26 protein-coding genes and 1 pseudogene are annotated in these 25,807 nt (G+C 66.5%); 13 read left to right on the top strand and 14 right to left on the bottom strand.

Features of this window, described 5'->3' with window-relative positions:
- Window positions 1-45 precede the first annotated feature (45 nt).
- The gene (locus EPN51_RS03715) at window positions 46-261 is read left to right on the top strand and encodes a hypothetical protein (protein ID WP_293037310.1); all 216 of its coding nucleotides are present in this window, start codon (window positions 46-48) and stop codon (window positions 259-261) included.
- A 12-nt stretch (window positions 262-273) separates the two neighbouring features.
- Here the strand turns inward: EPN51_RS03715 and EPN51_RS03710 are convergent, their stop codons facing one another.
- Window positions 274-681: a hypothetical protein gene (locus EPN51_RS03710; RefSeq protein ID WP_293037308.1), complete on the bottom strand. Its 408-nt coding sequence runs from the start codon at window positions 679-681 to the stop codon at window positions 274-276.
- Between the two features lie 273 nt (window positions 682-954).
- On the opposite strand from EPN51_RS03710, the gene EPN51_RS03705 reads away from it, so the two are divergent.
- On the top strand, window positions 955-1,977 hold the full coding sequence (locus tag EPN51_RS03705) for a TIGR03617 family F420-dependent LLM class oxidoreductase (RefSeq protein ID WP_293037305.1): 1,023 nt from the start codon (window positions 955-957) through the stop codon (window positions 1,975-1,977).
- On the opposite strand, the gene EPN51_RS03700 is transcribed toward EPN51_RS03705, so the two are convergent.
- From EPN51_RS03700 to EPN51_RS03690, 3 genes are all read right to left on the bottom strand, one after another.
- Entirely contained in the window at window positions 1,967-3,616 is a 1,650-nt protein-coding gene (locus EPN51_RS03700; RefSeq protein ID WP_293037683.1) for an Nramp family divalent metal transporter, read from the bottom strand. The genes EPN51_RS03705 and EPN51_RS03700 overlap by 11 nt on opposite strands.
- A gap of 32 nt (window positions 3,617-3,648) precedes the next feature.
- Entirely contained in the window at window positions 3,649-4,986 is a 1,338-nt protein-coding gene (locus EPN51_RS03695) for a CBS domain-containing protein (RefSeq protein WP_293037302.1), read from the bottom strand.
- A 214-nt stretch (window positions 4,987-5,200) separates the two neighbouring features.
- Complete coding sequence (locus EPN51_RS03690; protein WP_293037299.1) at window positions 5,201-5,950, bottom strand: sensor domain-containing protein; 750 nt, start codon at window positions 5,948-5,950, stop codon at window positions 5,201-5,203.
- 96 nt (window positions 5,951-6,046) lie between these two features.
- Between EPN51_RS03690 and EPN51_RS03685 the strand changes: the two are divergent.
- A pseudogene (locus EPN51_RS03685) lies at window positions 6,047-6,163 on the top strand (VOC family protein); the annotation flags it as partial.
- Between the two features lie 100 nt (window positions 6,164-6,263).
- Here the strand turns inward: EPN51_RS03685 and EPN51_RS03680 are convergent.
- Window positions 6,264-6,656, bottom strand: a complete 393-nt coding sequence (locus EPN51_RS03680) for a hypothetical protein (protein ID WP_293037293.1) — start codon at window positions 6,654-6,656, stop codon at window positions 6,264-6,266.
- Window positions 6,657-6,752: 96 nt separating this feature from the next.
- A complete protein-coding gene (locus EPN51_RS03675; RefSeq protein WP_293037290.1) occupies window positions 6,753-7,883 on the bottom strand; it encodes an NDMA-dependent alcohol dehydrogenase in 1,131 nt (376 codons plus the stop codon).
- Window positions 7,884-8,043: 160 nt separating this feature from the next.
- On the opposite strand from EPN51_RS03675, the gene EPN51_RS03670 reads away from it, so the two are divergent.
- Window positions 8,044-9,219: a thiolase family protein gene (locus EPN51_RS03670; protein WP_293037287.1), complete on the top strand. Its 1,176-nt coding sequence runs from the start codon at window positions 8,044-8,046 to the stop codon at window positions 9,217-9,219.
- Between the two features lie 41 nt (window positions 9,220-9,260).
- Here the strand turns inward: EPN51_RS03670 and EPN51_RS03665 are convergent, their stop codons facing one another.
- Entirely contained in the window at window positions 9,261-9,815 is a 555-nt protein-coding gene (locus tag EPN51_RS03665) for a hypothetical protein (RefSeq protein ID WP_293037680.1), read from the bottom strand.
- Window positions 9,816-9,994: 179 nt separating this feature from the next.
- Between EPN51_RS03665 and EPN51_RS03660 the strand changes: the two genes are divergently transcribed.
- Complete coding sequence (locus EPN51_RS03660; protein WP_293037284.1) at window positions 9,995-10,723, top strand: 3'(2'),5'-bisphosphate nucleotidase CysQ; 729 nt, start codon at window positions 9,995-9,997, stop codon at window positions 10,721-10,723.
- 216 nt (window positions 10,724-10,939) lie between these two features.
- Here the strand turns inward: EPN51_RS03660 and EPN51_RS03655 are convergent, their stop codons facing one another.
- Window positions 10,940-11,587, bottom strand: coding sequence for a TetR/AcrR family transcriptional regulator (locus tag EPN51_RS03655; protein ID WP_293037281.1), 648 nt, complete (start codon window positions 11,585-11,587; stop codon window positions 10,940-10,942).
- A gap of 131 nt (window positions 11,588-11,718) precedes the next feature.
- Entirely contained in the window at window positions 11,719-12,624 is a 906-nt protein-coding gene (locus tag EPN51_RS03650; protein ID WP_293037278.1) for a haloalkane dehalogenase, read from the bottom strand.
- A 112-nt stretch (window positions 12,625-12,736) separates the two neighbouring features.
- On the opposite strand from EPN51_RS03650, the gene EPN51_RS03645 reads away from it, so the two are divergent.
- On the top strand, window positions 12,737-13,465 hold the full coding sequence (locus EPN51_RS03645; protein WP_293037275.1) for a DUF2652 domain-containing protein: 729 nt from the start codon (window positions 12,737-12,739) through the stop codon (window positions 13,463-13,465).
- 19 nt (window positions 13,466-13,484) lie between these two features.
- Here EPN51_RS03645 and EPN51_RS03640 read toward each other — a convergent pair whose 3' ends face one another.
- Both EPN51_RS03640 and EPN51_RS03635 read right to left on the bottom strand, forming a co-directional pair.
- The gene (locus tag EPN51_RS03640; RefSeq protein ID WP_293037272.1) at window positions 13,485-14,690 is read right to left on the bottom strand and encodes a MalY/PatB family protein; all 1,206 of its coding nucleotides are present in this window, start codon (window positions 14,688-14,690) and stop codon (window positions 13,485-13,487) included.
- A 9-nt stretch (window positions 14,691-14,699) separates the two neighbouring features.
- Window positions 14,700-15,794: a dihydrodipicolinate reductase gene (locus tag EPN51_RS03635; RefSeq protein ID WP_293037269.1), complete on the bottom strand. Its 1,095-nt coding sequence runs from the start codon at window positions 15,792-15,794 to the stop codon at window positions 14,700-14,702.
- Between the two features lie 265 nt (window positions 15,795-16,059).
- On the opposite strand from EPN51_RS03635, the gene EPN51_RS03630 reads away from it, so the two are divergent.
- Genes EPN51_RS03630 through EPN51_RS03620 form a run of 3 tightly spaced genes read left to right on the top strand, consistent with a single transcriptional unit; the run spans window position 16,060 to window position 19,148 of the window.
- The gene (locus EPN51_RS03630; RefSeq protein WP_293037678.1) at window positions 16,060-17,037 is read left to right on the top strand and encodes an LLM class flavin-dependent oxidoreductase; all 978 of its coding nucleotides are present in this window, start codon (window positions 16,060-16,062) and stop codon (window positions 17,035-17,037) included.
- A gap of 11 nt (window positions 17,038-17,048) precedes the next feature.
- Complete coding sequence (locus EPN51_RS03625; protein ID WP_293037267.1) at window positions 17,049-18,128, top strand: dihydrodipicolinate reductase; 1,080 nt, start codon at window positions 17,049-17,051, stop codon at window positions 18,126-18,128.
- Between the two features lie 45 nt (window positions 18,129-18,173).
- Window positions 18,174-19,148, top strand: coding sequence for an LLM class flavin-dependent oxidoreductase (locus EPN51_RS03620; protein WP_293037264.1), 975 nt, complete (start codon window positions 18,174-18,176; stop codon window positions 19,146-19,148).
- A gap of 94 nt (window positions 19,149-19,242) precedes the next feature.
- Here EPN51_RS03620 and EPN51_RS03615 read toward each other — a convergent pair whose 3' ends face one another.
- Window positions 19,243-20,028 (bottom strand): spirocyclase AveC family protein, encoded by a 786-nt coding sequence (locus EPN51_RS03615; protein WP_293037261.1) that lies wholly within the window; start codon window positions 20,026-20,028, stop codon window positions 19,243-19,245.
- 195 nt (window positions 20,029-20,223) lie between these two features.
- Between EPN51_RS03615 and EPN51_RS03610 the strand changes: the two genes are divergently transcribed.
- Together EPN51_RS03610 and EPN51_RS03605 are read left to right on the top strand one after the other, a co-directional pair.
- Window positions 20,224-20,886 (top strand): TetR/AcrR family transcriptional regulator, encoded by a 663-nt coding sequence (locus EPN51_RS03610; RefSeq protein WP_293037258.1) that lies wholly within the window; start codon window positions 20,224-20,226, stop codon window positions 20,884-20,886.
- Window positions 20,887-20,922: 36 nt separating this feature from the next.
- Window positions 20,923-22,128 (top strand): cytochrome P450, encoded by a 1,206-nt coding sequence (locus EPN51_RS03605; protein ID WP_293037255.1) that lies wholly within the window; start codon window positions 20,923-20,925, stop codon window positions 22,126-22,128.
- Between the two features lie 94 nt (window positions 22,129-22,222).
- On the opposite strand, the gene EPN51_RS03600 is transcribed toward EPN51_RS03605, so the two are convergent.
- Complete coding sequence (locus EPN51_RS03600) at window positions 22,223-23,212, bottom strand: alpha/beta fold hydrolase (protein WP_293037252.1); 990 nt, start codon at window positions 23,210-23,212, stop codon at window positions 22,223-22,225.
- Between the two features lie 44 nt (window positions 23,213-23,256).
- Window positions 23,257-23,769, bottom strand: a complete 513-nt coding sequence (locus EPN51_RS03595) for a lipoprotein LpqH (RefSeq protein WP_293037249.1) — start codon at window positions 23,767-23,769, stop codon at window positions 23,257-23,259.
- A 73-nt stretch (window positions 23,770-23,842) separates the two neighbouring features.
- Here EPN51_RS03595 and EPN51_RS03590 point away from each other — a divergent pair, with 73 nt between their 5' ends.
- Together EPN51_RS03590 and arsB are read left to right on the top strand one after the other, a co-directional pair.
- A complete protein-coding gene (locus EPN51_RS03590; protein ID WP_293037246.1) occupies window positions 23,843-24,202 on the top strand; it encodes a metalloregulator ArsR/SmtB family transcription factor in 360 nt (119 codons plus the stop codon).
- Window positions 24,199-25,698: an ACR3 family arsenite efflux transporter gene (arsB, locus tag EPN51_RS03585; RefSeq protein ID WP_293037243.1), complete on the top strand. Its 1,500-nt coding sequence runs from the start codon at window positions 24,199-24,201 to the stop codon at window positions 25,696-25,698. Before EPN51_RS03590 ends, arsB begins: the two co-directional genes overlap by 4 nt.
- Window positions 25,699-25,807: the final 109 nt, after the last annotated feature.

Below are 25,807 nucleotides of genomic sequence, written 5' to 3'. Positions count from 1 at the left end.
GATTTTTTGGGATTGAAAAGTCGCTGGCAGGGATACTTAGCTTCCATGGTTGAGTTTCGCGTCATCGACCCACATGGGCGGGTGGTCGCGACGAAGAATTTCGCCAACGCGGAGGCCGCACACACCTGGTTCGTCCACTCGGTCGGCGGCAATACCGAGCTGGGTTGGCGCATGGAGGTCAACGACGACGGGCAGTGGGCCTCCTTCGATGACACCGAAGGATTCACCGCCCCCGTGAGCCACCGGCCGACGAAGCGCTGAAGCGCCCGGGCGTCAGCCCGCCGGCCCGATCACGAAGCAACGGACCGTGCCGCTGACGAACAGGACTTCGTCAACCGCGGATGGTGGTGTGGCCGGAAATTCGAAGCGATGCACTTGTTGGCCGGCCTCGATGTGGGCGTCCTGCGATTCGGTGGTGCCATCTTTCTTGCGAACCACCGTCGTGACCTTGTCCGGTTTCGACGGGCTTTGCGGGTCTTGGAAGTACCACACTTCGATCCCCGCCCCTGAGGCGTCGGCGCGCCAGCCGTCCGAGTAGTAACACCCCGGATTGCCCTCGGCATCCGGTGGCGGTGGCGGGCATATCGACAGCCCGACGCACGCTGGTGCGGCCGGCGCGGTGGTCGCGGCGGCGTGCTGCGACCCGCAAGTTATCAGCCCCGCACACCCGAATGCGACCACGGCGCACCACCGGGAACCCCGTCCGGCATCGAAACACGTTATGTGCCACCTCATTTCAGTGCCACACTGTGCAAGCGATGCCGTCGTTCCCGGCAATCCTCACTGCGGTTGCTCCGGCAATGAATAATCCACGAAGCATGTTCGTGAACCTCTCGTTTAGAGAAATACCGATGGTTGCTGATGACTACAGAGCTAACACCGTGGGCCGGTCGTCCGGCAAGAGGCTGACGCGCCGCGGATCGTTCGCCCTTATCCGCGACGTAGGCTCCCACCATGCATGTCGACGCGATGACGACCCCCCAGCCGCTCGGCCAAATCGGCGAACTCGCCCGACGAACCCAATCCGCCGGGTTCTCCGGTCTGTTGTTCACCGAGACGGGCCGCACCGCCTACCTGAACGCCGCCGTCGCGTCGCAGGCGGCCCCCGAGCTCGAGCTGTCCACGGGCGTCGCGGTGGCCTTCCCGCGCAGTCCCTTCGTCACCGCCGCTGCGGCATGGGAACTGCAGGAGGCAACCAAGGGAAAGTTCCGCCTGGGTTTGGGAACCCAGGTGCGCACCCACGTCGTGCGGCGCTACGGCACGGCCTTCGAACGGCCGGGTCCCCGGCTGCGCGACTACTTGCTCGCCGTGAAGGCATGTTTTACGGCGTTCCGCTCCGGGACGCTCGACCACCACGGTGATTTCTACGATCTCGACTTCATCACCCCGCAGTGGAGCCCGGGGCCCATCGACGCTCCCGACCCGAAAGTCGATATCGCGGCGGTGAATCCGTGGATGTTGCGGATGGCGGGCGAGGTGGCCGACGGGGTGCACGTCCATCCGATCGGCGAACCGGGCTACCTGGCCCGTCACGTCCTGCCGACGGTCGCCGAAGGGGCGGCGAAGGCCGGTCGTTCGCCGTCGGACATCGCGATCATCGTGCCCGTCATGACGATCGTCGGCGACAGCGACGAGGAACGCGACAAGCAGCGCGAAATCGTGCGCGCCAGCATGGCCTTCTACGGAAGCACGCCCAACTACGCGTTCATTTGGGACGAGGCCGGTTTCGAGGGCACGACGGCCCGGATTCGGGAGAAGCAGAAGGCCGGTGACTTCGCCGAGATGGCGGCCCAGGTCAGCGACGAGCACATCGCCGTCTTCGCCACCGAGTCGAGCTGGGACGGGTTGGCCGACGCGTTGATCGACAAATACTCCGGCACGGCAACGCGTTTGGTGATGTACAACTCCGTGGCCGATCAGGATCGCTTCGAGCGATACGGCGACGTGGCCCGCGCGATCCAAGCGGTCAGCGGCTGAGCTGGATCGCCTTGACCACCAGGAGTAACGCCCCGACAACCAAATAGGCGCGCAGCGCGATCATCGCGAGTCGGGTTCCGGATGACCAGACCACCGGCTCGAGCAGTGTCAACGGCGGCATCCGCCAGGCCCTGCGGTCGACGCCGCGGGCCGGAAGCCGCACGGCGGGTCGCGCGGGCTGGCGGCGGGCCGCCCAGCGCAGCGCGGGCACAGCCGCGACGCCGAATACGACCATGGCCAAAACCAGATAGCCGGCAACCGCCACGACATCGATTTTGGGAAACAACGTGGTGGCCATCAAGATGCCTGACAGCAGCAGTAGCGTACCCACGATCAGCCCGGCGACCCAGTTGAGCCAGGGGCGATTCACCCAGGGGCCCAATACTTCTCGATCATTGCATAGCAGCAGCAGGAAGACGCTGGCGCTGGGCAACAGTAGACCGGCAAGGGCTTGCACGGCGGTGGTGATCAACCCGAGGGGGGCGCCGGGAATCAGCACGATAGCCGCGGCCACCACCACCATTGCCGTGTAGGACAGGTAGAACTGTTTGGCGTCGCCGAAGCCGCGGTGCAGCGAATGCTTCAATCCGAACACGTCACCAAAGGCGTAACTGGTGGCCAGGGTCACCGCGGCGGCGCCGATGATCGAGGCGTCCATCAGCACGATCGCGAAGATCCAGCCAAGCGTCTCGCGGTGTTGGCCGAGCAGATGGGCGGTGGCGCCGGCGTCGGTGAAGCCACCCACGGTGCCGGCGGACCGCGCGGCCCAGTCGCCGGTCATCACCAGCGCCGCGGCCCCGATCACCACGACAAACGCCCCCAGCACCGTGTCCACGCGTTCGTAGCCCATGAACCGAGGCGTGATGCGCTTGTCGACGACGTTGGACTGCTGGAAAAACAGCTGCCATGGTGCCACGGTGGTGCCGACAATGGCGATGATCAACAGCACCGCATCCGAGCTGATCCCACCCGAAATACTGGGCACCACAAGGGACTTCACGGCATGGCCCCACTGCGGGTGTGACATCAGCAGCATCGGGATCTGCAGGAGTGTGACGGCGATGAAAACGAACATGGCGCGTTCCCATCGTCGGAAGCTGCCGCTGGCCATGATCGCCACCAACGCCACCGCCGAGATCGGTACCACAACGTATTTGGAGACGCCCATGTACTCCGCGGCCAGGCTGATGCCGATGAACTCGGTGACGATCGTCAAGAAGTTGAGCAAGAACAGGTCGCCGACGGAAAACCAGCCCCAGCCGCGGCCGAAGCGTTCGTTGATCAGCCGGGCGTGTCCCACCCCGGTGACCGCACCGAGTCGCACCACCATCTCTTGGTTGACGATGAGCACGGGCACCAGCAGCAGCAACACCCACAGCAGGGAGTAGCCGTAATTCTGCCCGGCCTGGGCATAGGTGGCCACCCCGCCCGCATCGTTGTCACCGACCATCACGATGATTCCGGGTCCGACGATCGCGAGCAGGGTCAGCAGCCGCGTCCGCCAAGTGCGGGCGTGCTCGGTTTCGCCGACGCTGATGCGCCCGAACGCACCCTCGATGTCGCCCACGTGAGCGCTGTCGAGCACCGCGGTGCGCGGCGGCTCCGTCCGCTCGGAGCGGTGAACGTCGACCGCCGGCACTTCGGCCTCGGTGGTGTTCTCGCCGCCTGAGCTCACTGCGCGTTACCTCCCGTCAACGGTGTGTCGCGATCGTCGGAAGCGGTGATCTCGCGGATCGGGCGTGGGGCGGGCTCTCGGCGGCGCCAGTCCTCGGGGATGGTCGCCTCGAGCACGTCATCGACGGTCACCACTCCGAGCAGGCGGTCCTGCTCGTCGACGACGGGGATGGAGTAGAGATTGAAATCGGCCATCAGCAGCGCTATGTCGGTCAGGTCCGCATCGGCGTTGACCCGCACCGGGTCGGAATCCATCAGTGCCCCAAGGGTTTCAGCGGCATCAACCTGCAGGAGGGTGATCACGGAGACCACGCCGTCAAGCCGTTTGTCCGCATCGAGCACGTGTACTTTGATGAGCGCTTCGGGCTGGATGCCGCGCGACGCGGCGATCAGCGCCAACGCTTCGCCCGCCGTGGCGGTGGCCGAACACGTGACAGAGTCGACGTTCATCAGCCCGCCGGCGCTTTCTGGGTTGAAACCCATCAAGGTGATGACTTTGGTGCGCTGTGGGGCGGGCATCAGGTCGAGCACGCGGCGGCGCCGTGACTGGCGCAGGTCGGCGATCGCATCGGCGGCGTCGTCGGCGCGCATCCGGCCCAACAGCGCGGCGACCTCGTCGTCCGGCTTGTCGTCGAGCAGCCGGCTGGCCTTTTCCGGGTCCAGTTCTTCGAAGACGTCGGCTTCCAGTTCCGGGTCGCTGTGCACCCTGTCGAGGATCTCGCCGCCCTCGGCTTTGTCCGCCTCTTCGAGAAGATCGGCGATCTCCGCGGCCTTGAGTTCGCCGAACCGATCCGACAGGCGCCGCACCGCATCGGAACGGGCGTGGCCGATCAGCGGCTCGAACGCCTTCCAATCGCGAGATGCATGTCCCCCCGAATGCTTGATCAACCCGAACAATCGTGGTGGACGGCGGGTGTCCAGGCGGGTAACCGTCCAGCCTTCGCCGGTCTGTTCCAGTTCGACGTCATAGGCGCGCACCAGCTCGACGGTTGCCACGTCGATCAACCGATGGCCCAACACATCGGTGCGCAATAGCACCTCACCCTCGCGGCGTCCGAAGCTGCGAAGGTCGATCTTGTTCTTGGCCAACAGAACTCGGTCCGCGGAGTATTGGAAAATGGATTTGTCGCCGATGAAGACCCGACGCCCGCCGACCCCGGCCACGATCCCCGCCACCAGCGGGTACTCCTCGGCTCCGCGCAGCCGCACGATCACATCTTCGACCCGGCCCACCGTTTCGCCGGAGCGCGCCAGCACGGGCGCGCGCAGCAGTTGCGAGAGGTGGATGATTGGCTGCCTGGTGCGCGACTTGGACGCCTTTTCCGATGTGCCCACGTATTCCTCCTCAAGGCGGTACGACCGAACCCGCGGACAAATTACCCCGAAATCGATGTCACGGTGCTGCGTACGGCTACAAACCGGATCCAGGGGTGGCATGTATCGTCGTCTCCCGTCTCGGCGGCCAGAGCCTACGTTTCCCGATGCGGGTGCGGCTACCGGTAATGGGTAAACGGCAGAAGGCTGTTGGGTCGCCCAGCGTCGGCGCCGGCTACTGCTTGTCGACCTTCCCGGCGATCTGGTTGGCGATGTTGACGCCCAGGTCCCCGACATCCTTGCGGCACACGTCGACATCGATGACGACATTTCGACGGACGGTCAGTGCCCGCTGACAGGACGTGGACGCGTTCGTGCCATTTCGGTTGACTGACAGGGTCACCGGAGCGCTCAACACCCCGTCGGCGTTGGAGATCGGGCCCACCTTCCATTGCATTTCCGGATCGGTTTCGTTGGCGGGCACGGTGTCCTGGCGGTTCGCGCAGGCGGGCCAGCGCTGCGACGACGCGGTGAAAAAGGCGCTCGCCTCGTCGGGAGTCGGAAACAGCACGACGAATTGGTCTACCCCAGGGCTTTGGATTCGATCTGCGCCCGCAGGAGCGGGCGCCAGGTCGTGGTAGCCATAAACCGCGGTGCTCCCGCTGGCGGCATATTGGGGTACTGAGGCGGTGTGGATGGCGTATTTGCACTCGGCGGGAAGGGTGTAGTCCGTGCGGCGAACCTGCTCTTCCATCAGCGCGGTGAACGGCGGATCGCTCGCCGTTCCCTTGACACCCAGCGTGCTGTCGATCTCATCCGGCGACAACATGAGATCGGCCAGCGCGGCCTTCGCAAGGGGAGTCTTCGGCGACGCCGTGGTGGTTGTGCTCGACGACGCCGCGGTGTCATCCCCGCTGCTGTCACCGCAACCGGCGACGAGTATTCCGGCCGCGACGATGGCGACCGCGGCAGTTAGCTGGCGCATGGTGGGTGCCCTTCCTCCTTGAACCGATTCCGCAGAGGTCGTTTGCGGATGGAGCATACGACAGCACCCGACCGTCGCGAGCCCGTTCGGAGGGAAGCGATATCTTCGCTGGGCGGGTCGATCGCGCCGCGGGACACTCCCTACGGTGTGTGCGAATTCGCGTATGTCGACCCCGACGGCACCGTGCACCGGGGCGGTGCGCACCAGATCTGATCGGGCTGTATCCGTTGGGAGACAGGGCTTTTCGTCCGCGTCCGCCCGACGTGACAGCCGGGTCCATCGCGGCAGGCGGCGCCGCGCCGGATCCGTCGCGTCAGCTGCCGCGACGGATCTTGAGCGCGGTGGTGACCATCGGAATCTGCAGCGGCAGCCGGGCCAGGGCGACGATCCGCATCGCCCAGGGCTTGTTCCACCACAACCGGACCATGTTGACGTTGCCCGGAAAGACCCCGACGAACAGGACAGCGGCGGCCAGCGCGGCGGATCGCCGGGTGCGTCGCGGCACCAGCAACGCGCCGATCGCCAGCTCGGCCGCTCCCGATCCGTAGGTGTAGAGCCGCGGGCTCCCGGGCAGTTCGACGGGGATGATGGAGTCGAACGGTTTGGGGGCCACAAAGTGCAAGGTGCCTATGCCCATCAGCATCGCCGCCACGCGATACGCGGTGCTCTGGGTGGCATCACGGGCGGCGGTCGGCCTGGTTGTCATAGACCCATTGTGGTCACGTCCGGCCAACGTCGAGTTGTCGGGTGGAAATGGCGACGTTCGCCCAACAACTCGACGCTCGCGGGGAAAGGGAGGGGGTTAGGCGCGGTCGGCGTCGGTGAAGCGGATGATGCCGCGGACGTTGCGTCCCTCGAGCATGTCGCGGTAGCCGTCGTTGATCTGCTCGAGGCTGTATTCCCGCGTGACCATGTCGTCGAGATTGAGCTGCCCCAACTTGTACAGCTCGAGAATCGCCGGAATGTCGTGCTGCGGGTTGCCGCCACCGAACAGGCTGCCCTGCAGGCTCTTCTGCAGCAGCGTCAGGCCCGCCAGGTTGAGGGTGGTGTCGGTGGCCATCACGTTGCCCATGGCCGTCAGCACGCAGGTGCCTCCCTTGGCCGTCAGGCCCATCCACGCCTCGACGTCGCGGCCGTCGCAATGACCCACGGTGACAATCACTTTGGGGCACATTGCTCCCCACGTCGTTTCGGCGATGGCGGCGGCGGCGGTGGCGATGTCCGCGAAAGCTTCGGTCGCACCGAACTTCAACGCCTGCTGGCGTTTCCATTCGAACGGATCGACCGCGAAGATGCGGCGGGCCCCGGCAATGCGGGCGCCCTGTATCGCGGCGACACCGACGCCGCCGGCGCCGACGACCGCGACGTCTTCGCCGGGCCCGACCGCCGCGCTGCGCACCGCCGAGCCGTAGCCGGTGGTGACCCCGCAGCCCACCAGGCAGGCGACGTCGAAGGGGATCGCGGGGTCGACCTTGACCACCGACGTGTGATGCACGACCACGTAGGGCGCGAACGTCCCCAGCAGCGACATCGGCACGACGTCGCGCCCCTTGGCCGTCACCCGGAAGGACCCGTCGCAGACCGAAGCGCCCGACAGCAACCCCATGCCCAGGTCGCAGAGATTGCGCAACCCGACCTGGCACGGCGTGCACTTGCCGCAGGACGGGATGAACGACATGACCACGTGATCGCCGACGACCAGGTGCTCGATGCCGTCACCGACCTCGGTGATGACGCCGGCGCCCTCGTGGCCGCCGAGCACCGGGAAGCTCGGGATGGGGAAGTCGCCGGTCAGCAAGTGATGGTCGGAGTGGCACAGACCGGCCGTCTCCAACTGAACCGTCACCTCGCCGCGGCGGGGATCGCCGATCTCGATCTCGTCGATCACCCACGGTTCGTTGAGGTCCCAGACCAGGGCGCCTTTGGTTTTCAACGGGGGAGGCCTCCTGTCGCGGACCGCGTGTACCAACCGCTTAATTGTTAGCGCGGTCACAGACCGGCCCCTGACGAACGTAGACCAATACTATTGTCTATACAGTATTTGATACGATTCGCCGCGGCGCAGCGCCGCCAAACCGTTCGAGGTTGAAAACATGGGTACACCCGTAATCGTCGGAGCCGTCCGGACGGCGATCGGCCGTTCCTTCAAGGGAACGCTTGTCAACACGCCACCCGAGACGCTGATCACCGCGGTGCTTCCCGAGGTGGTGCGCAGGTCCGGCGTCGACCCGGCCGTTATCGACGACATCATCTTCGCCGAATCCCATTACGGTGGTGGCGATCTCGCACGGTACGCGGCCACCGCGACGGGCCTCGAGCACGTCCCCGGCCAGTCGGTCAACCGGCACTGCGCGGGCAGCCTCACCGCGATCGGCAACGCCGCGGCGCAGATCGGCTCCGGCATGGAACGGGTGCTGATCGCCGGCGGTGTGCAGTCGCTGTCGATGACGCCGCTGACCAACTGGCGGATCCCCGGGCCCGAGCTGAAATTCGAGGAGCGGTGGATGCCGCCGACGCACGTCGAGACGCCCGACGCGCCCGCCAAGGACATGTCGATCACGGTCGGCTGGAACACCGCCCAGACGGTCGGCATCACGCGCGAGGAGATGGACGCCTGGGCGGCCCGGTCGCATCAGCGCGCCGTCGCGGCTCAGGATGCGGGCAAGTTCGTCGACGAGATCCTGCCGCTGAAGATCTCCCAGGTGGACGGTTCGGTCACCGAGTTCGCCGTCGACGAGCACCCACGCCGCGACACCACCGTCGAGAAACTCGCCGGCCTCAAGGTGTTGCACCCCGAGATCGAGGGCTTCTCGATCACGGCGGGCAACAGCAGCGGCACCAACGACGCCGCCGCCGCGGTCGCGTTGGTCGACCGCGACTACGCCGAGGCCGAAAAGCTCAACGTGATGGGCACGGTCAGGGCGTGGGCCGCCGCGGGCGTCCCGCCCCGGGACTGCGGCCTGGGTGCGGTCAAGGTCATCGGAAAGGTGCTGCAGCGCGCGGGTTTGTCGCCCAGCGACGTCGCGCTGTGGGAGATCAACGAGGCGTTCGCCTCGGTGCCGATCGCCGCCTGCCGGGAATACGGCCTCGACGAGGAGAAGGTGAACTTCTCCGGCAGCGGCTGCAGCCTCGGTCACCCCATCGCGGCCTCCGGCGCGCGCATGGTGACCACGCTGGCCTACGAGCTGGCCCGGCGCGGCGGCGGTATCGGTGTGGCGGCGATGTGCGCCGGCGGCGGCCAGGGCGGCGCCGTCGTCATCGAGGTCTAGCGGCGGCCAGTCGCGGCGCTGTCGCCGTCGAGGCGTGAGCGTCAGTTACAGAACGTGTAGCCGATGAATTGGGTGCCGCGCGTGTCGCCGCTGGAGTAGTTGGCGTAATGCACCGCCGGCTCCCCGTTGTACTGGGTGTTCATCTTCTGCACGGTCGGCGGTGGGACGTCTTTGGGGAAGGCCAGGATCATGTCGGCGAAGATCTCCAGGCCGGCACTGCAGATGGCCTCGCGCCGCGGCGGCTGCGGATTCCACGCGTGCACCACCACCGGCTCGGTCAGCTGAGATCCGGCTGCGCAATTCGGGTCGCAGAGCTTGAACACGGCCGTGCCGGTCCCGTCGGCGCCCTGCGGTCCCCAGGAGTTCCACGCCATGTCCTGCAGCGCAACGGCCACACTGGCGCATCCCAGCACGTTGAGTTTGTTGGGACGCGCGACCGGCGGGACGGACGGGTTGTAGCAGCCCGGGATGGCAAAGCTCGCCGACGCCGGCGGCGGTGGGGTGGTGGGCCCCGTCGCGTTCTGATCGCCCCGGTTCAGCCGCACCCCCACGAAGGCCAATACACCGACCAGCACGACCACCACGATGCCGATCACGATCAAGCGCCCCCGCGAGGTGTGCAGCAACCGCCTCGATAAAGAGATGTTGGCGTTGCCGCTCACACCCACCAGATTACGGACGAATTCGTCGTCGGGGGTGGTACCCGCCCGCGGTGTCTTCGCGGGGTAAAGTTGGTCATCACTGCCAACTTATTGAGGATTCCGTGGAGACGCCGATGAATGACCATGATCTGGCCGCCCGGTTGGCCACCGAGGCTGGCCAGCTGTTGCTCGGGGTCCGGGAAGAGTTCGCCGATGCGGAAGCAAGCGAACGGAAAGCGGCGGGGGACAAGCGATCCCACGACTTTTTGATGGCGGCGCTCACCGCCGAGCGCCCCGGCGACGCGGTGCTGTCCGAGGAGGGCGCCGACAACCCGGTGCGATTGCACTCGGAGCGGGTCTGGATCGTCGATCCGCTGGACGGGACGCGGGAATTCTCCGAGCCGGGGCGCGACGACTGGGCGGTGCACGTCGCACTGTGGGAGGCCGGCGAGCTGGTTGCCGGAGCCGTGGCGTTGCCGGCGCAGGGAATCACGTTCGCCACCCCCGACGTCGCCTCGCCTCCGGCGGCGCCGGGCAAGCCGCGCATCGTGGTATCGCGCACCCGTCCGCCCGCCATCGCGTTGAACGTCCGGGACGCCTTGGACGGCGTCCTGGTGGAAATGGGTTCGGCCGGCGCCAAGGTGGCGTCGATCATCCAGGGGTTGTCCGATGTGTACGTGCACGCCGGCGGGCAGTTCGAATGGGACTCGGCGGCCCCGGTGGCGGTGGCACGCGCCGCCGGGCTGCACACCTCCCGCATCGACGGGTCCGCCCTGGCCTACAACCGGCCGGACCCGAAGTTGCCGGACGTCGTGGTGTGCCGTCCCGAACTGGCGGAAGCCGTCCTCGCGGTTACGCGCTGACTCAGCGAGGTCTCTTGGCGCCAAACGGGCGTCCAATCGACCATGAGGATCCCGGGCGCAGCCGACGGCTGGACTGGGCGATCGAGGTCATCGACCACGGCGGCCAGCTGACGGCTCCGGTGAAATCCGAAGAGGCCGTGGCCCATTCGCTGCGCTACGGCCAAAACGTGTTCGCCATCGTGCCGCTGGTCCCGCAGGAGCCCCAGCAGAATCGCACTAAGTTCGGCGAGTTCGCGCGATTCTGCGTCTGCTCGCCCGGGAGCCGGGCGGCGTCATCACCACGGGCCCGATCCAATGCCTGAGTATGGCCCGCAGCTCGCCCGCGCTGCGTGGCGGCCGCGACGGAACCAGAACCATGGACTGAACGAGGCGGAGCAGATACTCGACCAGATCGTCGAAGTGCTTGCCGCGATAACCCAACTCGGTCCAGTCGATACCGGTGTGCTCCAACAACGTTCGCGATCGCAAGATCGATTCGCCCATCACCATCTGCTGGCTCATGAAACGCGTCCGGTCGGTTTCCAGCAGCGTCATCAACAGCGGTTCCTGGGGCAGCCGCTCGACGAGATAGGCCACCGCCTCGACAAGCAGATCCACCGGGTCTTTGATGCCCGACATGAGGTCGGCGATCCGGGCCGTCCACCCGCCCAGGGCGACGTCGCTGGCCGCGGTCACGAGCTCGTCGATGGTCGCGAAGTAGCGATAGACGGTGGGACGGGTGACGCCGAGGTCGCCGGCGATGACGGACAGGCTGGTGCCCCGCGGCCCCCTGCGCTCCATGCTGTGGATGGCCGCGTCCACGATGCGCTTGCGCGCCTCGTCATCATCGGCCGGAGGCGCGCCGCCCCACCCTTTCCTGCCCATGATGTGAAAACCTCACCCCGTTCAAAAACTCGGCCACCCAATCATGCAACGGATAAAGAGTTGTCAAATCCCATCGGGGGCAATCGAAGTATTCTATCGAGACATCTTGCGAGAAGCGAGGTTTGACGGTCTCAGAGCAAGGCCTGCTGCCACGACAGGACGCGTTGGGCCAGTTCGGGTCCGCGGTCCTCTTGAATGAAGTGGCTGGCATTGATGCGGGCGTGCGGTTGGCCCGCGGCACCGGGGATGTGCTTGATCAGCGGAGTGTCCGCCTGCCCGAGGATGGGATCGCGGGCACCGAAGATGGCGAGGAACGGCTTATCCCAGCGGCCAAGGGCCTCCCACGCCCTCCTGTTGGCCGGAACCGCCGGATCGGTGGGCGAGGTGGGGACCAACTGAGGGAACGCTCGGGCCCCGGCTTGATACGTCTTGTCGGGGAATGGTGCGTCGTATCCGGCCCGCACCTTCGACGACACCCGCCGCACCGTCCCGGCGCCGACGATGCGGCCCGCGGGCAGCACGGGGGAGTAGCGCGCGAAGGCGCGCCAGGCGTGGAAGGCGGGCGGGGTGCGCCGTTGCGCGGTGGGCAGGAAACCGTTGGCCACCACCAGCCGCCCGACGCGGTCAGCGTGTTCGGCGGCGATGCGCAGCCCGATCAACGATCCCCAGTCCTGTACGAACAGCGTGACATCGGTGAGGTTGAGGTGTTCGAACCACGAGATCACCCATTCCACGTGCCGCTGGTAGGTGTAATCCTCGATCCGGCTGGGCTTGTCCGAACGGCCGAAACCGATCAGGTCGGGCGCGAGCACGCGATTTCCGGCGTCGGTCAGGGCCGGGATCATCGTGCGGTAGAGATAGCTCCAGGTGGGTTCGCCGTGCAGCAGAACGATCGGCGGCCCTTCGATCGCACCCTCGTCGAGGTAGTGCATGCGCAGCGGCCGCGTGTCGCTCGCCCTGACGTCAAGGTAGTGCGCTACGAACGGGTAGCCCTCCAGGTTTTCGAATCGGGAGTCCGGGGTTCGCAGCACATGCATATTCAGCTCCTCCGGTGAACCGGCACCTCTGCTAGCCTCTCTCGCCGGCGGGCATACGTCTAGTAGCAGATTCATTGAGCTAGGCCTCCGGGGCCACTAAACTGGCTTGTTCATGGCAATTCGGCGCGCGGTTCTGCTCATAGCCGACATCGGCGGTTACACGCATTACATGCAGTGGAACCGGACGCACCTTGCCCATGCCCAGCTGACGGTCGCGGGCCTGTTGGAGTCGGTCATCAACGCCGGCAAGGGTTTGAAGCTGGCCAAGCTCGAAGGTGACGCCGCCTTCTTCTGGGCCCCGGACACCAACGCGAAAGTGGTGGTGTGCGAGCGGCTGTCACGGATGCGCACGTCGTTCCTGGAGCGGCGCGAGCGGATGAAAAACGACATCGCCTGCCAGTGTGCGAGTTGCGAACAGCTGGAGCAGCTGTCGCTCAAGTTCGTCGTGCACGTGGGCGAGGTGGCGGATCAGAGGGTGAAACGCCACGTCGAACTGGCCGGCTTCGATGTCATCGTGGTGCATCGAATGCTGAAAAACCTGGTGCCGGTTGCCGAATACGTACTGATGACCGATCCCGTCGCGGAATGCCTCGACGAGCCGATGCGCGAGCTGTGCACGCCGCTGATCCACGTGTTTGACGGCATCGGCGAAACGTCGACGCATTACATCGACCTCGCGGCGTTGCAGGTTCCCGTCGCGGCGCCGGAACGCAGCTTCTTCCGGCGGCTCGGCGCGACGATGAAATTCGAGTTCAACACGCTGCCGTTCTCGCTGGGCATGAAGGAGCCCGCCGAAGGGTTCCGCAATTTGGGCCGTGGCGGCGAGGAGATTTCCGCGTAGCGCAACGGCCCGTGCGGCGTTATCGAGCGTCGGCGAGAGCCCGACCCATTCGCGACAGGGCCTCGGTGAGAATTGCTCGCGAGCTGGCGAAGTTCAATCTCACGTGCCCTGCTCCGCCGGTGCCGAACACGTGGCCGGAGCTGAGCGCCACCCGGGCGTGATCGAGGAACCAGCGGGCGGGCCCGGACAGGTCGGCAACCACCGCGAGGCGATCGGTGACTTGTTCGGAGAAGCCGAGTTCCCGGCAGTCCAGCCACGCCAGGTAAGTACCTTGCGGCCATTGATATTTCACTCCCGGAAGGTGCTCGGCGACCAACTCGCTCAGCAGCGTTCGATTCTCGTCCAGGCCCCGCAGCGTCGTGTCGAGCCAGTCGCCGGCGCTGCGAAACGCCTCGGCGTGCGCGATGACGCCGAGGTGGCTGGCCCCATGACTGACCTCCTCCGGCATCCGGCTCAGGTCGGCGGCCGCCTCCGGCCCGGCGATGGCCACCGCCGCCTTCAGGCCGGAGAGATTCCAGGCTTTCGACGCGGACGTCAGGGCGACGGCGTTCTCCGCTCCCGGGACGGTCAGGAAGGGGGTGAATCGCGAACCCGGCAGAATGACGGGCGCGTGAATCTCGTCGGACACCACCCGGATACCGAATCGGCGGGCGAGCTCGGCCACCCCGCGCAGCTCCTCGGCGGTGTGCACCGAGCCCGTCGGGTTGTGCGGATTGCACAACAGATAGGCCACTTTCGCGTCCTTCCCGGCCCCCGCGCGGGCCCGGGAAAAGGTCTCCTCCAAGGCGTTCAGATCGATTCGTCCATCGGCAAGGGGTGCTTCGATCACCCGGCGGCCGTCGTGCGCCACGAACGCGTAAAACGGCGCGTAGACAGGCGGATTGACGATGACGGCGTCACCGCGATCGGTGACCAGACGTAACACCTCGACGATGCCGAGCATGACGTCGGGAACGAGCGCGGTGCGGCCCACCTCCAGGTCATGCCACTGCCAGTGCCGCGCCGCGAATTCGCCGACCGCCTCCGCCAGCGCCGTGCCGCAGGGGTATCCGGTGTCGCCGTTGTCGATGGCGCTGCGCAGCGCCTCGACCACCGTCGGCGCCAGGTTGACGTCCATCTCGGCGACCCACAGCGGTAGGACATCGGCGGGATGCGCACGCCATTTCATGCTGGTGCGAAGCCGCAGTTGCTCGAGCGTGAGCTCCTCGAAGGGATTAAACGTCACTCGGGCAGACTATGTGGCGAACGCGTGCTTCGGAATCGTCAACGGCAGGTCCACCGAGCTCAGCAGGCCCGGCTGCGCGGCAACGACATACGGCACGGCGTTGACGACGCGCATCGCGGTGGCGACCATGGCGCCCGCACCCGACGTCATGCCTGCGATTCCGGCCCTGCGGGGATCCTTCAGCGTCGCCGCCAGGGTGCAGTCGATGTCGGGGTCGCCGGTGATCATGACGCGATAGGACAGATCGCCGATCCCGGTCGGCCAGTCGGGCGCGACGTCATGGGCGAGCCGGGTGACGTGCTCGATGACGATGGCCTCACGACCGCCGACCACCCCGATCGCCTGCATCCGCAGCGCACCGCAGGTTCCGGCCTCGACGGTGCCCATCGCGACCTCGAGCGTCCGGTTGGTGACGGCGCGGTCGAAACTCTCGCGGACTTCCTGGACTTCGGCCCCCAGCGCGTCGGCGATCAGCCGGATCTGCCCCTGCCATTCGCCGGCGATCGCACCGGGATAGCTGATCCACGGTTGGTAGTCGAGCGGACGGCCGAAACCCAGCGCGTCACTCATGATGTCGGGAACACCGTAGTCGTCGTAGAGGCCGATCTCGAACGAGTGGATCTTTTCGATGAACGATGACTGGGTGGACAGCACCAGCGGCAGGTAGTCGGCGGCGAAGCCCGGCTCGATTCCCGACGCGTACAGCGAAACCTGGCCCCGCTTGGCCGCGGCGACCAATTGGTCGCGCCACTCGGCGGGTTCGTAGGCGTGCGGGTTGACCAGGCGCGTGGTACTGGTCGTCACGACGTTGATCCCGGCTTCGAGCAGGCGGACGTAGTCCGGGATGGCCAGCGCGTCGCGTTCCGGACCGCTGGCCGCGTAGATGACGCAGTCGGGCTCGAGGGCGATCAGCGCGTCCGCGTCGTTCGTGGCGGCGACCCCGATCGGCTCGCCGCCGGCCAGTTCGCCCGCGTCCTTGCCGACCTTGTCGTCCGAGTGCACCCAGACGCCGGCCAACTCCAGATTGGGGCGTCGTGAGATGGCGCGGATGGCGATCGAGCCGATACCGCCCGTCGCCCACACCACCACGCGATGAGCCGTCATCTTGTTCCTCCTCAGGTAGGCACGTCGACGGCGGCGTAAGGGCAACGGCCACCGCGGCTTTCATCGTGTTCGCGACGCGCGCGGCCGGTCCGCGCCGTCACGGTTAAGAAAGCACACACTATCTTAACGAACAAATATTAGGTTAGTCTGCAACTGTGAGGGCCGAATCGGCGTTTTTCCCGTCTCCGGTCGACAATCCGGGACCGCGTTGTCGCTCAGCGGCGGGCACTTCACCCAATCCCCAGAAGCCCGCGGCCGGGCGCTGATGTTCACGCTGAGATTCGACATGCGCGCCCCGGGCTGGGGCGCGCCAGCCACCGATCTGTACGCCGCGGCCGTCGACATGTGCGCGTGGGCGGAGACGCGCGGCGCGGCCTTGGCGGTGCTCTCCGAGCATCACGGCGCCGACGACGGCCATCTGCCGACGCCGTCGCTGCTGGCGTCGGCGATAGCGGCCCGGACACGCACGTTGGCAATCCTGCTGGCCGCCGTGCCCCTTCCGTTGTGGGACCCCGTGCGGCTTGCCGAAGAGATGGCCGTGCTGGACCTGATCAGCAAGGGGCGGGTGTCCTATGTGTTCGGCGTCGGGCACCGCAGCCAGGAGTACGACCACTTCGGCGCCGACATGGCCACCCGCGGCCGCAGGGCGGACGAAATCCTCGCCGTGCTCGGCCCACTGGTGCGCGGCGAACCCGTCGAATATCGGGGCCGCACGGTGCGGGTCACCCCGCCGTGCGGTTCGCCCGGCGGACCGATGGTGCTCATCGCCGGGGGCAGCAAGGCCGCCGCGCGACGCGCCGGCAGGTTCGGCCTGGGCTTCGTCTCCCAGACCGATTCACCCGGCCTGAAGGAGTTCTACGAAGAGCGGTGCCGGGCCCATGGGCATCACCCCGGGATCGTCCAGTTCCCCGTCCCGGGCCTTCCCACAGCGGTTTTCGTGGCCGACGACGTGGACCAGGCCTGGGACGTCTTGGGCCCGCACCTGCTGCACGACGCGGTGATGGCCGCGTCCTACCGCCCGCAGGACAACTCGGTGGCCAGCATCACCCGGGCCGACAGCGTGGACGCACTGCGCGAAGAGGGCGGCCCCTACCGCATTTTCACCTCCGGCGAGGCCACCGAGTACGTCCGCGGCGGCCGGCCGCTGCCACTGCATCCGCTCTGCGGCGGCATCGCCCCCGATGTTGCCTGGCCCTATCTCGAACGCGCCGCGGCGGCCGCCGCGCGGGTTGCCGCCCAGTAAGGAGAGCGCCGGTGTCGATCGACAAGCCCCTGCGTACCGTCGTGTGGTCCACCGGCGGAGTCGGCAAGGTTGCGATCGACGCCATCGCCCGCCGGCCGGATCTGGAACTCGTTGGGGTATGGGTACATTCGCCGGACAAGGTCGGCCGAGACGCCGGCGAGTTGGCCGGCGGCGCACCGCTGGGCGTGGCCGCCACCGGCGACGCCGACGCGCTGATCGCCCTGGCGCCGGACTGCGTGGTCTATGCGGCCAGCGGTCCCGAACGTGACGGCGCGGCGGTGCCCGATTATGTGCGGCTGCTGACGGCCGGCATCAACGTCGTGTCGACGTCGTCGACCAGCCTGGTGCACCCGCCGTCGTATTTCGCTCCGGATTGGCGCGATCAGCTCGAGGCGGCGGCCCAGGCCGGCGGTGCCTCGTTCTACGTGTCGGGCATCTTTCCCGGGTTCGCCTCCGATCAGCTCGCGCTGCTGATGACGACGCAGTCAAAGCACATCCGGACCATCACGGCCAGCGAGGTCGCGCTCAACGACCACTACCCGGTGGCAGACGTGATGATGAACGGGATGGGATTCGGCCATCCGCTGGATTTCCAACCGATGCTCTCCACGCCCGGCTTCATCGAAATGGCTTGGAAAGCACCGATATACCTGATCGCCGGCGGCCTCGGGGTCGAGGTGGAAGAGGTGCGCGGCTCCCTCGACCGCGAGTTGACCGACCGCGACATCGAGGTGGCATTCGGCACCATCAAGGCGGGCACCTGCGGCGCCGTGCGGACCCGGGCGGCGGGCGTGGTGAACGGGCGCGAGGCCATCGTGATCGAACACATCATCCGGATGGCCCGCGACGTCGCGCCCGATTGGCCGACATCGGAGTTCGACGCGACGTATCGGGTCGACATCGATGGCGATCCCGACGTCCACTGCGTGATGACGCTGGGGGAGGCCGAGGGTCACGGCGCGGGGCACGCCGCCATGGCGTCGACGGCGATGCGCGTCGTCAACGCGATCCCCTATGTCGTGGACGCGCCCCCGGGCTTGCTGAGTTCGCTGGACATCCCCACGACTCTCCCGCTTTACGCCTTCGGCTGAACGTGTAACGTACGTCACAACGATTAGGCTATCTAGGAGTTTGCCGTGTACACGCTGCGCTTCGATATGCGCGACCCTGAATGGGCCTCGCCCCCAACCGATCTGTACGCCGCGGCACCCGAAATGTGCGCGTGGGCCGAGGAACACGCTGGCCTCGCGGCTGTGCTGTGTGAGCATCACGGGTCCGAAGACGGCTACCTGCCGTCACCGTTTTTGCTGGCCTCGGCGGTGGCCGCGCGAACGCAGCGTCTCGCGCTGAGCCTGATTCTGATCCTTCCGTTCTACGAAACCGTGCGTCTTGCCGAGGACATGGCGGTCCTCGACATCCTCAGCAACGGGCGGGCGTCGTACATCCTGGCGCTGGGCTACCGGCCCGAGGAGTTCGAGCACTTCGGCGTGCCCATCAAGACCCGCGGCCGCGTCTGCGACGAGAAACTCGCGCTGTTACGGCGACTGCTCGCCGGTGAAACCGTCGTCGAAGACGGTCGTCAGATCACGGTGACACCCCGCCCGCTGACCGCCGGCGGGCCCGGGATGATGTGGGGCGGCGGAACGGTCGCGGCGGCCCGCCGTGCCGGCGGATACGGCCTGGGCATGCTGGGCAACGCCAACGCACCGGGCATGCAGGAGGCCTATGAAGAGGCATGCCGCGAGCACGGCCACACGCCGGGCCCGACCATGTTCCCCGACCGCAACACCCCCTCGGTCGTGTTCGTCGCCGACGACCTGGATCAGGCGTGGAAGGAGATCGGTGACCACCTGCTGCACGACGTGCGAACCTACGCCGCGTGGAATCCCGGGGACGAGACGACGGCCGGCTTCAGCCACGTCAACACCGTAGACGAGCTGCGTGAGACGGGGACATCGCACGTGATTATCTCTGTCCCCGAGGCGATCTCGCGGGTGAAAGCAGGACAGGTGCTCAACCTGTCACCGCTGTGCGGCGGGCTGCCACCGGACATCGCGTGGCCCTATCTCAGGCGCGTCGGCGAGGTCGTACTGCCGGAGGCGCTCGGCTGAGGTCAATCGGTCGCCGAGCGGCGAGTCGCTGCGCGAAATTGGCGCATTTTCGCGCAACAACTCGACGTTGGGCGGCTAGCCGTACCGGGTACGGCTAGCGCGGTTGGTTCGGCACACCCGGGAACAGCTCGCCCGGCGCCTCGACGGTCACCCAGCCGCCCAGCTTCGTCACCAGGTGGGGCGCGAAAACGGCGCTGTAGAGGACATTTCCGATGACGATCACGGCGATGACGGACAGGATGGACGACCCGACGCGGCCCTTCGCCCGCTTCTCCGCCCACATCTCGATGACGTTGCGTCCCTGCGCGTCGGTCCGGCCCAGCAGGTAGGTGAAGAGCATCATCTGGATGCCCATCGCCAGCGAGTCGTAGAGCGGGTACTGGTGCACGGTTCCCTCGCGGATCGCCAGTCCGGGAATCACGCGGCCGTAATAGAACACGCCGAGCTTGGCGCCCAGGAATCCGTTGAAGAACAGCGCCCAGCAGAAGCCGACGATAAGACCGACCACCAACAGCGTTTGGGGCCTGCGCCACTTGAACTTGGCTGCCACCCAGCGGCCCAGCGCCGCGCCCGTCACTGCGGGCAGCACGAAATAGGAGATGTAGCCGACCGGGACGAACAGGGGCAACCCGCCCCACGTCATGTTCAGCGGCCACCACGACGGCATGCGGGGGATGGCCGGCGGGAACTGCGCGTACATCGCCCAGTCGTAGGGCGCCTCGATCCACGAGAACGACATCGCCGAGATGCATAGCAGCAGGAGTGGGTGCACGCGGCGCCGGCGGACACTCAGGTAGATGCCCAGGACGGTGAACCCGATGCCCCCGACGAGCGCGAAGTCACTGGCCGCCTGCATCACCGGCGTCATCTGGGAGCTCATTGGTCGCCCCCTTGACTCTTGCGTGCCTGCGGGTCGAAGCGCAGCACCAGCCCGAAGATCAGCACGATCAACCCGAACAGCGTGCCCAGCATGATGACAGCGCCCACGGTCGGACCCCTTCCGATTCGCCCTCGACTCATTAGATAGTGCACACTATCCTAAAGGCAGTCAACCATCGCATGAGGAGGCAACGACGTGGCCCAGCGGCCGTCCAGCACGAAGCGCGGCGCGCCGGAGGCACCGGCCTCCGTCCGCCGGCCCCGCGGCGCCCCGCGCAAGCTGCTGCTCGACACCGCCCGGGCCCGCTTCGCCCGGCAGGACTACCGGAGCACGACGACGCGCGAAATCGCCCAGGCCGCAGGCGTTACCGAGCACCTGTTGTTTCGCCACTTCGGCTCCAAGGCGGCGTTGTTTCGCGAGGCGCTCGTGCTGCCCTTCACCGATTTCGTCGAGGAATTCCGCCGGACGTGGCAGTCGGTCGTCCCCGAGGAGACCGACGAGGAGGAGCTGGCGCGCCGCTTCGTCGGACAGCTCTACGACGTGTTCGTCGAACATCAGGGTCTGCTATTGACGCTGATGGCATCCGACGCGCTCAGCGAGGAGGAGAAGGCCGACGCCGGCATCGCCGAGATCAGGCAGGCGATCACGGCGCTGGGTCAGATCAGCGCCGAGGGCATGCACCTGCGCGGGCTGCGCTCGGACCATCCCGACCTGCCCGCCCACTCGACGGTGGCGATGATCGCCGGCATGGCGGCCCTGCGTTCGACCTACTTCGGTACCAAGCCGCCGTCACGGGAGACCATTGTCGACGAACTCATCCAGGCCATCCTGCACGGCTTCCTGCACAGGAACGGCTGAGCCGTTCAATCCGTCACTTCACCAGAGGAATTGGTTATGACAGGCACCAGCGCGATCGAGTTGTACTACGACCCCTTCGACTCCGTCATCGACGACAACCCCTACCCGGTGTGGAAGCGCATGCGCGAAGAAGCGCCGCTGTACCACAACGAGAAGTACAACTTCTACGCGCTGAGCCGCTACGAGGACGTGGCGCGCGAGTTGCCGAACTGGCAGACCTACCGATCCGGCCGGGGGACCACCGCCGACATCCTATTCGCCAATATCGAAGTGCCGCCGGGTATTCTGCTGTTCGAAGACCCGCCCCTGCATGATCTGCACCGCCGGCTGCTATCGCGTGTTTTCACCCCCCGGCGCATGTTGTCCGTGGAGGATTTGGTGCGCGGATTCTGTGTCCGAGAACTGGATCCGCTCGTCGGCGCCGACGGCTTCGACTTCATCGCCCATCTCGGGGCGATGATGCCGATGCGGACCATCGGCTATCTGTTGGGCATCCCCGAAGCGGACCAAGAGGCCATCCGGGACCGCAACGCAACCTTCATCGAGACGGCCAAGGGGAGCAACCCGGGCGAGGTCACCCAGAAAGTGTTCGAGGAATCCATCGTCATGTTCGCCGAATACATCGAATGGCGGGCCAATCACCCGGCGGACGACCTGATGACCGAGTTGCTGCGGGCCGAGATCGACGAGCCCGACGGGACCCGGCGCCCGCTGTCGCGCACCGAGGTGCTGGCCTACACCGCCATGATCGCCGGCGCCGGGAACGAGACGACCGCACGGCTCATCGGTTTCATGGGCCAGCTGCTGTCGGACCACCCCGGAGCACGCCGCGAACTCGTCGCCGACCCGTCCCTGATCCCGAACGCGGTCGAGGAGACGCTGCGCTTCGAACCCCCGTCGCCGGTTCAGGCACGTTATGTGGCGCAGGATGCCGAACACTATGGCCGCGTCGTCCCCGAGGGGTCATTCATGTTGTTGCTCAACGGTTCCGCGAACCGGGACCCCCGGCGCTTTGCCGATCCGGATCGCTACGACATCCACCGGCAAGCGGGAGGCCACCTCAGCTTCGGGCAGGGCCTGCACTTCTGCCTGGGCTCCGCGCTGGCCCGGATGGAAGCGCGGGTGGCCTTCGAAGAGGTCCTCAAGCGCTGGCCGGACTGGGAAGTCGACTACGCCGACGCCGAGCGGGCGCACACCGCAAGCGTGCGCGGATGGGCTCGCCTGCCGGTCTCCGTTCGGTGATTTCGGCGCGCGCGCTTTTCGCACGCCGGCTTTTCGCGCGCCCGCTTTCGGCAGCGAGTGTGCGGCCAGCCGCACATTCGAGCCGCCGGGCAAGCTAGGGTGCGCTTTCGTCCACCAACACCGCGCCGTCGGGCTGGTTTCCCAACGTCTGCAACCCAATGTCGTCGCCCCCGGCGGTGAGGCGCACGATCTGCGCCAGCTGCGCCGGGGCGTCGCACTGCAGATAGTGGTCGGCGCCCGGCACCACCCAGTAGCGGTTACGGCCCGGTTTGCTCTTCAGATACGTATGCCAGACGTGGTTGGGAACCCGTAAGGGTGCCACGTTGTCGTGCAGGCCCCACACCACCGTCGTGTTGACGTGACTCTTGGAAAGCGCCTCCAGCCAACTGGTTTCGTCGGCGGCGCGCTCGTGCAGATACTGAATGGTGTCGGGCAATACCCGGATTCCGTCGTTGTGGGCGAAGCATTTGGCCAACGCGGCGATCTCCGGATCGTCCAAGGTTCGCCGCGGGATGAAGGTGCTGGCACCCATCCCGGCCGCCAGCATCTCCGGCGTCGTCGCCTGTGCCGTGGCGCGCGCTGTCCCCGGGTCGAGCAGCGCGGTCTGAAACGCGGTGATATTCGAAAGTGGAAGGTAGATATTGGCATTCGTCACGACCAGGTCGGCGGGCAGCACCGGCGGATCGAGGGCCGCCAGCATGCCCAGCGCGATCATGCCGACGCTGCTGCCGCGGTCATGGGTGAGCATGCGGTAGTCGGTGAGCCGCCACACCTCGGTGATGGCATGGACCAGCAGACGCGCGTCGTCGTAGAGCGAGTACACGTACGGCGCGGGGGGTTTGTCGGAGAGTCCGTAGCCCGGGAAGTCGAGCAGGTAGATGTCGAACTCGGCGCTCAGCTCACCCGCCAGGGCGAAATAGTCGATGCTCGACGTCGGAAAGCCGTGCACCAGCACCAGCGGGGGCGCACCGGGGGTGCCGCAACGGCGGCTGAACACCGCGAGTTCTCTGGCATCGTTGGCCGCGGTGGTCGAGCGCCAACGAAGTTCGGTGCCGCCCTGTTGCCACTGCGCGAAGATGTCCAAGCCGTCAGCATCTCAGAGGCGGTCGCGGTGGACAACCACGGCGTCTATGGGCATGTCACATGGATCCCGAATCTCACCTCGCGCACTCCGCTTTGACCCGGTGTGGTCGCTTGGCCCGTCCCGGTGATCGTGTAGCCCTTACCGTCCTTGGTCGCCTGGACCTGAGTCGGCGAATTGGTTCCCTGATAGGGCAGCTGATACCGGCCGTTGCCGAGCTTGAGCGAAATCGCGAAGCCGTCGACGGTGGGCGGCCGTTCGTCCGAGACGGCCAGGGACACCGACGCCGAATCGTCGCGCACGCTGATGCGGGTGGTCAGGTCTCCCGATTCCGGCGGCGACGCGTTCGGCTGGGCCGCCGAGTTCGTGCAGTCGACCGCGGCGATCAGCGTGTGCTTGTTCCCATCGATCATCACGGTCGTGCTCGTCAGGGCCGGAGTCGAACTCGTGGGAGCGGCCGGGTGATTTCCCTTGCTGGAACAGGCCGGCAGACTCGTCCCCAACGCCAGTACGCCGAGCGCGGCGGCCGCGCGAACGATGCACCGCTGAAGGTTTGTCATATGGGTCCTCTGCTAGACGTCATGAGGACTATAGAACCTGGCTTATTGATTCGATATGTGTTGATATAGATGGATGTCGAATCAATCGATCACGGAGTGTTGCCCGGGATTGGGAGCGGCCGCCCTGGCCGAGCCGCGAGCCGCCGAACTGGCCGCGATGTTCAAGGCGCTCAGCGATCCGGTGCGGCTGCGACTGTTGAGTCTGGTCGCCAGCCATCCCGGCGGTCAGGCCTGCGTGTGTGAGATCTCCCCGACGTTCGACGTGTCGCAGCCGACGATCTCCCATCACCTGAAGACGCTGCGATCGGCTGGGCTGCTGGACTGCGAACGGCGCGGCACGTGGGTGTACTACTGGGTGGTTCCCGCGGCGTTGCAACAACTTTCGTCGGTGCTGCATGTCGACACACTGTCTGCCGCGGAATGCGGGTCATGAGCCAGACGGTAAGCGCCCGGCTTTCGACGTTGGATCGGTTCCTGCCGGGATGGATCGCGATGGCGATGGTCGCGGGGCTGCTGCTGGGCCGGTTTGTCCCGGGCCTGGGACGGGCGGTGAGCGCCGTTGCGGTCGACGGGATATCCTTGCCCATCGCGATCGGGCTGCTGGTGATGATGTATCCCGTCCTGGCGAAAGTCCGTTACGACCAGCTCGATACCGTGACCGCGGACCGCAAATTGATGGTGACGTCGCTGGCGCTGAACTGGCTGATCGGGCCCGCCGTCATGTTCGCGCTGGCCTGGCTCCTGCTGCCGGACCTACCCGAATACCGCACCGGGCTGATCATCGTGGGGCTGGCGCGCTGCATCGCCATGGTCATCATCTGGAACGACCTTGCCTGCGGGGACCGCGAAGCCGCCGCGGTCCTGGTCGCCCTGAATTCGATCTTCCAGGTCGTCATGTTCGCCGCCCTGGGCTGGTTCTATCTGTCCGTGCTGCCGGGGTGGCTGGGTCTGAGCACGACCGGAATCGACGTATCCGCTTGGCAGATCGCAAAATCCGTGTTCATCTTCCTGGGTCTCCCGCTGCTGGCAGGATATCTGTCGCGCCGGCTGGGCGAACGCGCCAAGGGCCGCGGTTGGTATGAGAGTCGTTTCCTGCCCCGCATCGGGCCGTGGGCGTTGTATGGGTTGCTGTTTACCATCGTCATTCTCTTCGCGCTGCAAGGCCACCAGATCACGTCCCGGCCCTGGGACGTCGCCCGAATCGCGTTACCGCTGCTGGCGTATTTCGCGATCATGTGGGCGGGAGGATATGCACTGGGCGTGCTGCTGCGGCTCGGATATGCGCGCACCACGACGCTGGCGTTCACCGCCGCCGGCAACAACTTTGAGCTCGCGATCGCGGTGGCGATCGCCACCTACGGCGCCACCTCGGGTCAGGCGCTGGCCGGTGTGGTCGGACCGCTGATCGAGGTTCCGATCCTGGTCGCATTGGTTTACGTTTCGCTGGCTTTGCGACCCCGGCTGTTCGGTGAGGCTGCGAGTTCCTCGTCGAGCGCCCAGAAGCCCAGCGTCCTGTTCGTCTGCGTGCACAACGCCGGCCGTTCCCAAATGGCCGCCGCGCTGCTGCGCCACCTGGCGGGCGACCGAATCGACGTCCGCTCCGCCGGAACGGAGCCCGCCGATCGGATCAATCCCGCGGCGGTAGCGGTGATGGCCGAGTGGGGTATCGACATCACCGACGCCCCGAGGGTTCTCACCGCCGACGCCGTGCAGGCGAGTGATGTGGTGATCACCATGGGCTGCGGTGATACCTGCCCGGTCTTCCCGGGAGTGTCGTATCGCGATTGGCGCCTGCGCGACCCCGCCGGCCAGCCTGTCGAGACGGTGCGGGCCATCCGCGAGGACATCGCCGAGCATGTTCGCGCCCTCATAGCGGAGCTGCTCGGGTCCCCGATGGCGATCCAGATACCCACTGCGAAAGGACGGTAGCCCGGTCCCGCATTCGACCGGCCCGCAACGTCGACGATCTCGACGAGGCAATCACGTTCTGCACCAGACCTTTTGGCGTCGAACCGGCCACACGGTCAAAGCCGTTTCC

Source organism: Mycobacterium sp. (genome assembly GCF_004298145.1).
GTDB lineage: Bacteria > Actinomycetota > Actinomycetes > Mycobacteriales > Mycobacteriaceae > Mycobacterium.
This window is presented reverse-complemented; position numbering and strand designations above follow the sequence as displayed.

Coding starts and splice junctions, on each gene's coding strand:
- EPN51_RS03690 (WP_293037299.1), bottom strand. CDS start 5,950: ATGCGCCAGCTAACTGCCGCGGTCGCCATCGTCGCGGCCGGAATACTC.
- EPN51_RS03705 (WP_293037305.1), top strand. CDS start 955: ATGCATGTCGACGCGATGACGACCCCCCAGCCGCTCGGCCAAATCGGC.
- arsB (WP_293037243.1), top strand. CDS start 24,199: ATGAGCCAGACGGTAAGCGCCCGGCTTTCGACGTTGGATCGGTTCCTG.
- EPN51_RS03715 (WP_293037310.1), top strand. CDS start 46: ATGGTTGAGTTTCGCGTCATCGACCCACATGGGCGGGTGGTCGCGACG.
- EPN51_RS03670 (WP_293037287.1), top strand. CDS start 8,044: ATGGGTACACCCGTAATCGTCGGAGCCGTCCGGACGGCGATCGGCCGT.
- EPN51_RS03630 (WP_293037678.1), top strand. CDS start 16,060: ATGTTCACGCTGAGATTCGACATGCGCGCCCCGGGCTGGGGCGCGCCA.
- EPN51_RS03645 (WP_293037275.1), top strand. CDS start 12,737: ATGGCAATTCGGCGCGCGGTTCTGCTCATAGCCGACATCGGCGGTTAC.
- EPN51_RS03605 (WP_293037255.1), top strand. CDS start 20,923: ATGACAGGCACCAGCGCGATCGAGTTGTACTACGACCCCTTCGACTCC.
- EPN51_RS03590 (WP_293037246.1), top strand. CDS start 23,843: ATGTCGAATCAATCGATCACGGAGTGTTGCCCGGGATTGGGAGCGGCC.
- EPN51_RS03680 (WP_293037293.1), bottom strand. CDS start 6,656: ATGACAACCAGGCCGACCGCCGCCCGTGATGCCACCCAGAGCACCGCG.
- EPN51_RS03660 (WP_293037284.1), top strand. CDS start 9,995: ATGAATGACCATGATCTGGCCGCCCGGTTGGCCACCGAGGCTGGCCAG.
- EPN51_RS03650 (WP_293037278.1), bottom strand. CDS start 12,624: ATGCATGTGCTGCGAACCCCGGACTCCCGATTCGAAAACCTGGAGGGC.
- EPN51_RS03615 (WP_293037261.1), bottom strand. CDS start 20,028: ATGAGCTCCCAGATGACGCCGGTGATGCAGGCGGCCAGTGACTTCGCG.
- EPN51_RS03635 (WP_293037269.1), bottom strand. CDS start 15,794: ATGACGGCTCATCGCGTGGTGGTGTGGGCGACGGGCGGTATCGGCTCG.
- EPN51_RS03655 (WP_293037281.1), bottom strand. CDS start 11,587: ATGGGCAGGAAAGGGTGGGGCGGCGCGCCTCCGGCCGATGATGACGAG.
- EPN51_RS03595 (WP_293037249.1), bottom strand. CDS start 23,769: ATGACAAACCTTCAGCGGTGCATCGTTCGCGCGGCCGCCGCGCTCGGC.